Below are 9,484 nucleotides of genomic sequence, written 5' to 3'. Positions count from 1 at the left end.
TAGGCACTACGTCCTAATAAACGTTGTAAATCTCTTACTTTTCGATAATCACCTTCACTTTCAGCACGAAATATCCGCTTTTGAATTTTATCTACATACTTTTCTGCTTTCTTCCAATCAATGGAAGACCAGTTAGTAATGTTTGAAGTAGTGGACACAAACGTATTATTTTGTGTATTACTCATCATTTATACCTCCAATCTTTGGATAAAACCAAAAAAATTCGTTTTATATACATGTTGTTCACCTGTTAAAGTCAGCCTATCCATTCACAGTTATTAAAATTTGTCAGTTTCCTGCTGTCTTTCGACTATTAATGGCTTTTGCTTCCTTAACATCCTTTATCTCATAAAGAATTCAAGTTTCCTCACGGTCACCCTACTAGAATTTATTCTAGACTTTATCAGACTTACCGAGTTTACCTTTTGTTAGATACGATTAGGTTAGGTTCTTTCTGTATCCCGAACAAGCTCTAAAAGGTTATGACCTATATACGTTCCGGGCGAATAACGTATGACTTATAATTTGGCTTGTTGACACGATGGAATCATTTAAACTCCTTTTTGTAAAACATCGTTCCCCTTCACGAGACTTTAAACGAAAGTTCACATAACGTTAACCAATACTAATCTTTCTCTCACCCCCAACAGTCCGGAGTATGACTATCGATTAGGTTTTAAACAATCATGCAACCCACATTATCGTCACCAATAATGCAGTTTCAAGTGAGAATAACCCGCATAACAGGATTATCAGTCCAGTGACTGCACTAACATATAATCAAAGATTATATAACAAATTAAAAGGCAATTGCTCGTCGCACCGCCCTGTAGAGGGCGGGGATTCGCAAACCAAAAAATATATTGTATATTATTTTGGAAATTTTACTGCCCCGTAGCCCCTACGAGTTCTAGACCTCTATTGAGGATATTAATACTGGCATTAACATCCCTATCATGATGTTCACCACAATAAGGACAATCCCATTCACGTATTCCTATGTTTTTCCATCCACGTAGATTTTCATTTTTTTCTTTGCAATTGCTACAGATTTGAGTGGATGGGAAACTTTTAGGAATTTTTATGAATTCTACTTCATTCCAGTCACATTTATAATCTAATTGGTTCATGAAGATACGAGGTGCATTTAATTGTATGCTTCGGCTTAAATACTTATTGTGTTTCCAGGCGATAATATTTTCATTTTGAACAGCCACAAAACAACAGTTTTTAACAATATAATCTGCCTGCTTGTTGTAGTAATCGTTTCTTTTGTTTACTAGTTTGGTGAACCATACATTAACTAATCTTTGTGCTTCGTTGTATCTTATGGAACCTGGTGTATGGTGGCTCATTTCTTTTTGATATTGGATTATTTTGTCTGTTTCCTCTGTTAACACAAGATTGGATATCTCTTGCGTATTCGAAAGAACAGCAAGTTTGCCACAGCCAATATCTATTCCGATTTGTTGGAGCGGACCAATAATCCTTTTGGGAACATGAACACATTCAATATTGAAAACAGCATAATATGCACCGTTTTCTTTTTTGATAGTAACATGCTTTATTTTTGCAGCGGGATCATCTGGATTGCTAGTTTGGCGCAATATATTGGGATATTCTTTGCTGGTTTTGAATTTAACTAAACCTTGATTAGCCAGTTTGATTTTATCGAATCCATACTTATCTTTTTGAATTCGTACATTATTATTGTTGTTGATTATCCTGAAAGTATCCTTTGAATTTTTTTTGCTTTTAAATTGAGGATATTTAGATTTTAAGTTAGGATTGTGAAAATTTTTAAAGGCTTGTATGAGGTTTCTTTGTGATTGTTGGCGACTGCTAGATTCTATTTTTTCCAAAAATAGATTATCCTGTCGCAACATCTTCAAAAGCATATTACAGGAACTATCATTAACAATAATCTTATCATCATATCCATTTTGAATTAGTAACCTTCTAAATTCATTTATGTATTCTAATTCTTTATTGAATATGAACCTATAACCACCTATATGAGACTCGATTTTGTCTATACTGACAATCTTTTCGCCTTTATCATTCTTATCCGCCTTAGACGGATAAATCCTAACCACAAAATTTTTATTAACAACTTTCATTTTTCCCCTTACAAAAAAAAATGTTAATTATTTTTTTTATTGATAGTATATTATTATGATATTCTACAAATCATATTTAAATAAAATCCAAGAGAGCAAATGAACAGTATTCAACACCTTTGCATAAAAAAAAGAGAATATAATACCGATTCATACCTCTCTTACAAAAAATATAAAATAGGAAAATATTTATTATTTTGTTAAAACTCCCATATTTAGGTATGAATATTTTTATTTTTCTCTTTGGCGTTCGATATATCTTTTTATTGTTTCTAAATTTGCTCCACCGGAAGTAGTTATGAAATAACCTGTTTTCCAAAAAGCACTTTTCCATAGAAATCTTTTAATTTATGGATAATCTCTTTTAATACTTCTACTGCTTGCGCTTTTATAGGCATTAATGAATTTAACAAGATTCGTACCCGGAGCAGCATCAAAAAGCACATGAATATGATCCACATCCCAATTTGACTCAACAATCTCCACATCATATTTATCACCAATATCTGAGAAAATATCCATTAAAAAATCAAAAATATCCTGATTAATCACTTTTCTACGATATTTAATAACTAACACCAAATGATATGTTAATTTGTATACTGAATGTTGATTTTCTATTCAAATCACTCTCCATAATAAGAAACATATCCCAAAAAAGATATTTAAATCTATTTATTATAAAAGTATACCAATATTGACCTGCACTTGTAAAAAAAAAAAGTAAACACTAAAAATAATAATATTAATTACACAAAAAAAATCAAAGACCCCTATTTTGTGCAATTCATCCTCACCTTAAGAAGGCGAGGTATTCTTGCACATTTAAGATAAATATATTGCATTATTTTTTTATTGATTTATAAATGAATTCTTAAAAACAATGGTTACAAATCAAAAATATCTGAATATAAATTAACATGAAAAAATAGTAATGAAAAAAATAATTTTTAGGATAAAATTATCGGTTAACGTTTAATATGCTGATTTGGATATAGGAAATCATCCAAAAATGCCAGTAATTCATTGCCGGTTAAATCTTCAATATTCAAGATTTCATAACTTTCCAATATAGGCTTTATCAGGTTCTTGCCTACCTTGATAAGTGAAATATACTCCTCACTCAGCAAATGATTAATGTAATCCTGTGGTGTAATAAATTCCCTTTTAACATTTGAAACCATATAGTCATCCAAAACGTAACAGTTTTCGAGTCCGAATTTTTCAATGAAATTGTCACATGCCTGTTTGATGAATACTTTAGGTCCTTTATGTATTTTAATATCATTTAATTTAAATACAGCCAATTCAAGAAGAATGATGGCGAAATTTTTCTCATCTGTCCAGTAGCCTGACTGGAAAACGAGAAAATCATTTGAATTTAGAATCCTTTCCAGTGAATCAGCAGTTTTTTTAAGCTGAGGATGTAAGGTATCTAAAGGAATCTGTGGAATATCAAATTTAATAGCTATCAGATTGCTTTTGCGTGATTTGAATTCATCCAGAATAGCATCCTTATTCAAATCCTTATCTAAAGGATAGAAATAATCAGTTTTTTTATCTGAACTTAAATAGTTTCTGGCAGATTGTATGAACTGAGAATATTTATCCAGTCTTAATGCCGCACCGACATTTCTATTCTTATCTGTCGGGTCAATACAAATAAGAGGATCTTTGAAATTAGAAGCGGTTCCATAATCCATCAAATCAATGACATGGCCAAATTGCCAATTAGAAGCTTCCATTAATGTGTTTTCAAAGCTCCCATATTTTATTATCAGCAATTCACACAGATATCCTGCAAATCCGCCCACCTTGAATTCGGAGCCGTAGGTTCCTGTCATGTCCATGAATCTTTTCAAAAGCAGTACTTCATCGTTTTGACCTTCCTTAAGGTTTGCCTGGACATATTTAGTGTGGAGAATGGTTCTGTCAACTGCAGATTTAAGCTGGCTTCCGTCTTCAATACTGTAACATGGAACAAAATCTATCTTAAAGCCGTCGATTTCTGTTGTTACATAGGGGTGTGATGCAAACTGGTGATGAGGCTCGGCGTTGAATGAATCACAGCACTCATGAGCCAAATCAAGCCCGATTTGTTTTAAATCTTTCTTATCTGTTGACAATGGAAATGAAATAAAAATATCAATGTCTGATTTTCCTCTCAGATATGTTCTTTTGGCAACTGATCCCACCAGAACGGCTTCAGCATCAATGCCTGAAATATGGATTTTGTCATTTAAAAATTCAAGAAGCTTTTCGGATACTTCCTTAACTTTATTTTTTTCCTCTTCGGTAGGTTTTATTTCATCCAAAATAAGTTCATAATCCATTAAATCATAACCTATATTCGATTAAGTCTTCATAGATTGGTCCGGAAGGAGTTAAAGTACTTTTCTTTAATACGATGCTGTTGACTTCCATTGATCCTATTTCAACATCCTCGTATGCTTCTATAGTACTTTTAACTTTGTCTTTGCCTTTTGCAGACCTCATACGGCCAATGGTTAAGTGTGAAGAGAATTTTTTGTCTAAATCAAAGCCTATTGAACTGAACTCATTGTCAAGCTTATCATGCAAGTCTTTCAGGATTTCATCCTCGTCAAGACCTACCCAGATAACCTTTATGCGGTTTTTATTCGGGAATGCTCCACAGCCTTTTATTTTGATATTGAAAGAATCGAAATCTTTGATGACATTTTCTATTTTTGAAGATATCAAATCTATTCCGTCAGTGTCGATGTCTCCAAAGAATTTTAAAGTGAAATGTAAGTTCTGCAGGTCTACATATTTGATGTTTGCATCGATTCCTTTGAATTTCTTAATAATTTTGTGGATTTTTGGTTTTAAATCATCGTCAAGGTCAATTGCTAAAAACACTCTGATTTGTGACATTAAAATTCCTCATTGTTCAATTATTGTTTCGTCAATAGCTATACCGAAATGTCTTGCGCTTTTTTCAATATAGACTTTTACCTTATCTCCAGCTTTTACATCAGCTACAGATAATGGGTTGTCGTCAGCATCAACAATTCTTATTGTTTCCGCATTTTGTAGTAATGTTCTTATTGTTTTTCCTTCATATTCGGCTTCGATTAAAATCAATGGTCTTCTTTCGATTTTGCTTCTTCCGACATAAGCTGTTCTGGTTTCACCTTTGGTGTTGACAATAAGCACTTCATCTCCGGCTACAAGCTCAGCCAAATATCTGGTTTTGTTTCCCGGAACCATGACATATGCCTGAACCGGACCTGCATTTACCCTGAATGGTCTTGAAGCCACATATTCACTTTCCAATGATTCTGAGTGAACCAGGAATAATGATTTTGAATATGAACCTATAAGCATTCCTTCTCCAGGCTGCATCATGTCTGTTGTATCGACGCATACCCTGTCACCTGAGCCTAAAGGTTTTACATTGGTTATGGTTGCAATTTTCAAATCATATTTGACTTTGGATGCATTGTCGGCTTCTGATGCGATATCCTTGATTTGGGCAAAGTCATTTGCTTCAAATATCACACCGTCAGTTCCATGCTCCAAGGTTTCCAAAGCAAGTTTTGCGCCTTCTGCATCATTTACGGCAGCGATGATTTCAACATCAACTTTCTGAAGGTCTGCTATAATGTTTTCAAGTGGAATTACAGTCCAGTCGGTTCCTATAAGAATAATATAATCAACGATTGGTCCTAGTTTTACTGCAAGCTGTTCATGTAACTTATCAGTGATTTTAATGTATGCACAAACTGTTTTACCTTCACTTTTGGCCTTTTTTGCATTGGCCAAATCGGTAGAGTCTGATAAATTTTCACTCAAATCAATTGACCCGTCGCCTTCACCATCGATTCCCACAAGATAGATGTCTGCATCCTCTTCGTTTGAAACGATATTGACATTACCCAATTTGCGAATCTTTTCGCTATACTCCAAATCAAGCACATAGCTGATGCCTGATTCTAAAGCGGTTGTTATCATTTCCTTTCTGTCGTCCCATGGGAGGTCTGGAGTCATTATCCAAGCGAATTTATTTTGCATTAAATCACCTTAATCTAAGAATTTTAAAGCTTCTTCAACTTCTAAATCATTATGTACAACTTCTGAAATTGCTCTTGTAATTTTTCCAGGATTTTTAGCTTGGAAAAGATTACGTCCGAATGCTACACCTGCTCCGCCAACGCTTAATGAATCTTTCACCATAGTCAATAGTTCCTCATCGGTGTCCACTTTTGGTCCTCCTGCGATAACTACAGGCACAAGAGCTCCTTCCACTACTTCCTTAAATGAGTCAGGATCTCCGGTATAGTTGGTTTTTACAATGTCGACACCTAATTCTGAACCTACACGGGCAGCGTGTTTTACAAATTCAACATCCATTTCATTTTCAACTTTTTCACCGCGAGGGTACATCATTGCAAGAAGTGGAATTCCCCAGTAATCACAGGTTTCAGCGATTTCACCTAATTCCTGCAGCATGTTGCTTTCAGTTGCGCTTCCTAGGTTTACATGAACGGAAACTGCATCTGCACCTAACTGTATTGCCTTTTCAACAGAGGTTACTGTTACTTTGTCGTTTGGGTCAGGTGCAAGGGAAGTACTTGCGGATAAGTGTACAATAAGACCTATGTCTTTACCGTATCCTCTGTGACCTCTTTTTACGATTCCTTTATGCATTAATATTGCATCTGCTCCTCCTTGGGAGATTTCTTCTACTGTATCATCTATATTTACGATTCCTTTAATAGGTCCGCTGGAAACACCATGATCCATTGGAGCAATTACTGTTCTTCCAGTATTCCTATTGAAAATTCTTTCTAAACGAATTTTTTTACCAATCATTTATATTACCTCATTAAATAACATTATATAATATATTTGTGATGTTATATATAGTTTAATTGTACAATAATGTACTTTTAGGATATTAACATTTTAATTGTTTCCAAAATCCTTATTAAAAAATTAAATGATGTTTAATAAAAGCCCATATCGGTTATCTTATTTTTTAGGCATTGGTGTCCATAAATCAAATTCCTTTATTTGAGGCGGAATGCCGCTGTCCTTATATGAATCAAGAAATCCGTCATAGGATTTGTAGTCTCCGGCAGCCTCAGTTACTGAATTGTAAAACTCAACCAGACCTCTGTTTCTGATGAAGGTATGTTTTGGCTTGAATGTTGATGACCAGATGTAGAATACCTTGAAAACTGTGTCGGGATGATATCCCCCACCCAAATCAATAGCTAAGATATCACATCTTTGAGTTAATTTAAATACTTCAGATAATGTGTCATGAAGGCGCACATCGGCATTGATGAAGGTCAAATCAAGTTTGGAGATTTCCTCTAAAGCTTCAGGTGAGTTGTCAAGAGCTATGAGATTAACATCCTTTTCAAGAATGACTTTTGAGGTGTTTCCGGTGTGGCATCCAAGCTCGATTACACAGTCTCCGTCATTTACTGCCTCCCGGATTTGTCTTCTGTAGTCTGAAACATCATAACTTAATTTTATCATAAATTACCTCTTTGAGTAGAGTTTATCTATATTCAAGTTTTCAATACCTGAGTTTTTGAAAGTGCTTTCATTATCTGCAAAGGCGAATACAGTATTTCCCAACATAGCCATTGAACTACCTAAAATATCATCCGACAAATTAAAATAATCAACTAGAGATTTGACTTCGTCTGTCATCAGTTTTGTATTTTCAGAAAATCTCAACGAAAGGTCCAAAAATCTGTTTACAGACACATTATTTTTAAACTCATCAAAACACTGGCGTCCATTTTCAGAAATTATCCTTTTATGTTCGGGATTACTTATAACGGATGCTGTGTCAATCCCTCCGAAAGACTTGCTTGCAACAAATAGATTTTCATCAAAAGACTGTATTTCACCTATGCCCGGAGCGCCGGGAGAAGTCCTTAAAACAATGCCTGAGCCAGTTTGTGCAATAACATCACCCAGTCCGCCTCCAAGTGAAACTTCAACTTTATGGGCAATCTGTCCGCATTCCACAGATGAATAGCCGTAATCAAAAAATTCGTTTAATGCCAAAGACAGGCTTAATGCGGATGCCGCTGAAGTTCCAAATCCGGCACCTATCGGAAGCTGAATGTCCTGGACAATCTCAAATGGAGATTCAGTTTCAAAATACTTTAAAACCTCATTAATTACTATTTCAGAACCTTGATTAATGTTAACTTTAAATTCATCAGAGTCTTTAAGTGTAGTTTTAACTCCCCTGTCAAGAAGAAATCCTGCACCACAAGATCCGTTTTTTAAGGGATCCGAACTGTTTTCTATGCTGAAAAAACCGGTTATATGTGCAGGTGTGAAAACTGAAACGCTCATAAAAAATAATATGGTAATGGTTTTTAATAAATCTAATTATTCTAAAGCATCATACTCTTCATCTGTGACTTTCTCACACCATTCATTTTCAGGATTTATTCCCGGAACCTCAATAGCTATGTGGGTGAATTCACTATCCTTTGATGCTCCATGCCAGTGTTTAACGTTTGGCGGAATGGATACTACATCGCCAGGCTTTAATTTTTGAGCGGATTTGCCTTCTTCCTGATACCAGCCTTCGCCTTTGGTTACAAGCAGTATCTGACCGCCGTTTTCATCAGCATGATGAATGTGCCAGTTGTTTCTGCATCCAGGCTCGAAAGTGACATTGGCCACCATTACCTCACCCATTTGTGTGAGAATGTTGAGGTAGCTTTTTCCTGTGAAAAATTCCCCGAAGGGATTTTCCTCCCCTTTTCCGAAAAGGATTTCTTCAGGCATTATTCGCTCACCCAGTGGTTTACGCTGTCCTGTGCATTATAGACGTTTCCGCCAGGAATTGATAAGCCTTTTTTGATATCTGCTCCTTCACAGAGTTTTTTCAAGTCCCTTTCTGATGAGCCGAATCCTGATCCTTCATGTGTGACGAATGGCTTTACGACTTTTCCTGTAAAGTCCAGCTGTTCGAGTTGTGTCCACATTGGCATAGGAAGGGTTCCCCACCAGTTTGGAAAACCTACATAAATTGTGTCATATTCAGATATGTCAGATAATGTTTCTTTGATTTCCGGTCTTGCACCATCCTGCTGTTCCTTTTTGGCAACGTCAATACATTTCATGTAGTCTGCAGGGTATTCATTTGCAGGTTCGACTTTGAATAAGTCTGCACCGGTTTCTTCTTTGATATATTCAGCTATAACTTCAGTATTTCCTTTTTCTATGTTTTTAAGTTCTCCGCCAAAGTAGTTTTCACCTGAGCGGGAAAAATAAATTACTAAACTGTTTGCCATGATATACACCTTCTTTGTTATAAGTATATTTGAATTAATTAATATATAAATGTTGCGAAACACAAC

At 35.1% G+C, this 9,484-nt stretch carries 10 protein-coding genes and 1 pseudogene; all 11 read right to left on the bottom strand.

The features are described from left to right. On the bottom strand, positions 1–188 hold a 188-nt coding region (locus tag IJQ68_RS00690), incomplete at its 3' end, for a reverse transcriptase N-terminal domain-containing protein (RefSeq protein ID WP_292795632.1). A gap of 696 nt (positions 189–884) precedes the next feature. Then, positions 885–2,120 (bottom strand): RNA-guided endonuclease TnpB family protein, encoded by a 1,236-nt coding sequence (locus tag IJQ68_RS00685; RefSeq protein ID WP_292795629.1) that lies wholly within the window; start codon positions 2,118–2,120, stop codon positions 885–887. A 231-nt stretch (positions 2,121–2,351) separates the two neighbouring features. After that, positions 2,352–2,741, bottom strand: a pseudogene (tnpA, locus tag IJQ68_RS00680) (IS200/IS605 family transposase). 347 nt (positions 2,742–3,088) lie between these two features. Then, positions 3,089–4,453 (bottom strand): CCA tRNA nucleotidyltransferase, encoded by a 1,365-nt coding sequence (gene cca, locus IJQ68_RS00675; RefSeq protein ID WP_292795627.1) that lies wholly within the window; start codon positions 4,451–4,453, stop codon positions 3,089–3,091. Between the two features lie 4 nt (positions 4,454–4,457). Beyond that, on the bottom strand, positions 4,458–5,015 hold the full coding sequence (thpR, locus tag IJQ68_RS00670; protein WP_292795624.1) for an RNA 2',3'-cyclic phosphodiesterase: 558 nt from the start codon (positions 5,013–5,015) through the stop codon (positions 4,458–4,460). Between the two features lie 9 nt (positions 5,016–5,024). Continuing rightward, positions 5,025–6,155 (bottom strand): 3-dehydroquinate synthase II, encoded by a 1,131-nt coding sequence (locus IJQ68_RS00665; protein WP_292795621.1) that lies wholly within the window; start codon positions 6,153–6,155, stop codon positions 5,025–5,027. A gap of 9 nt (positions 6,156–6,164) precedes the next feature. Then, a complete protein-coding gene (locus IJQ68_RS00660; protein WP_292795619.1) occupies positions 6,165–6,956 on the bottom strand; it encodes a 2-amino-3,7-dideoxy-D-threo-hept-6-ulosonate synthase in 792 nt (263 codons plus the stop codon). A 159-nt stretch (positions 6,957–7,115) separates the two neighbouring features. Continuing rightward, entirely contained in the window at positions 7,116–7,631 is a 516-nt protein-coding gene (locus IJQ68_RS00655; protein WP_292795617.1) for a class I SAM-dependent methyltransferase, read from the bottom strand. A gap of 3 nt (positions 7,632–7,634) precedes the next feature. Continuing rightward, positions 7,635–8,468: a pantoate kinase gene (locus IJQ68_RS00650; RefSeq protein ID WP_292795615.1), complete on the bottom strand. Its 834-nt coding sequence runs from the start codon at positions 8,466–8,468 to the stop codon at positions 7,635–7,637. A 36-nt stretch (positions 8,469–8,504) separates the two neighbouring features. Then, positions 8,505–8,909 (bottom strand): cupin domain-containing protein, encoded by a 405-nt coding sequence (locus tag IJQ68_RS00645; RefSeq protein ID WP_292795612.1) that lies wholly within the window; start codon positions 8,907–8,909, stop codon positions 8,505–8,507. Beyond that, complete coding sequence (locus tag IJQ68_RS00640) at positions 8,909–9,418, bottom strand: flavodoxin (protein WP_292795609.1); 510 nt, start codon at positions 9,416–9,418, stop codon at positions 8,909–8,911. The genes IJQ68_RS00645 and IJQ68_RS00640 overlap by 1 nt, the downstream gene beginning before the upstream one ends. Positions 9,419–9,484: the final 66 nt, after the last annotated feature.

The organism is Methanobrevibacter sp. (genome assembly GCF_017447225.1).
Taxonomy (GTDB): domain Archaea; phylum Methanobacteriota; class Methanobacteria; order Methanobacteriales; family Methanobacteriaceae; genus Methanocatella.
This window is presented reverse-complemented; position numbering and strand designations above follow the sequence as displayed.

Excerpts from the sequence above, each read along its gene's own strand:
- IJQ68_RS00685 (WP_292795629.1), bottom strand. The coding sequence starts at position 2,120 with ATGAAAGTTGTTAATAAAAATTTTGTGGTTAGGATTTATCCGTCTAAG.
- cca (WP_292795627.1), bottom strand. The coding sequence starts at position 4,453 with ATGGATTATGAACTTATTTTGGATGAAATAAAACCTACCGAAGAGGAA.
- thpR (WP_292795624.1), bottom strand. The coding sequence starts at position 5,015 with ATGTCACAAATCAGAGTGTTTTTAGCAATTGACCTTGACGATGATTTA.
- IJQ68_RS00665 (WP_292795621.1), bottom strand. The coding sequence starts at position 6,155 with ATGCAAAATAAATTCGCTTGGATAATGACTCCAGACCTCCCATGGGAC.
- IJQ68_RS00660 (WP_292795619.1), bottom strand. The coding sequence starts at position 6,956 with ATGATTGGTAAAAAAATTCGTTTAGAAAGAATTTTCAATAGGAATACT.
- IJQ68_RS00655 (WP_292795617.1), bottom strand. The coding sequence starts at position 7,631 with ATGATAAAATTAAGTTATGATGTTTCAGACTACAGAAGACAAATCCGG.
- IJQ68_RS00650 (WP_292795615.1), bottom strand. The coding sequence starts at position 8,468 with ATGAGCGTTTCAGTTTTCACACCTGCACATATAACCGGTTTTTTCAGC.
- IJQ68_RS00645 (WP_292795612.1), bottom strand. The coding sequence starts at position 8,909 with ATGCCTGAAGAAATCCTTTTCGGAAAAGGGGAGGAAAATCCCTTCGGG.
- IJQ68_RS00640 (WP_292795609.1), bottom strand. The coding sequence starts at position 9,418 with ATGGCAAACAGTTTAGTAATTTATTTTTCCCGCTCAGGTGAAAACTAC.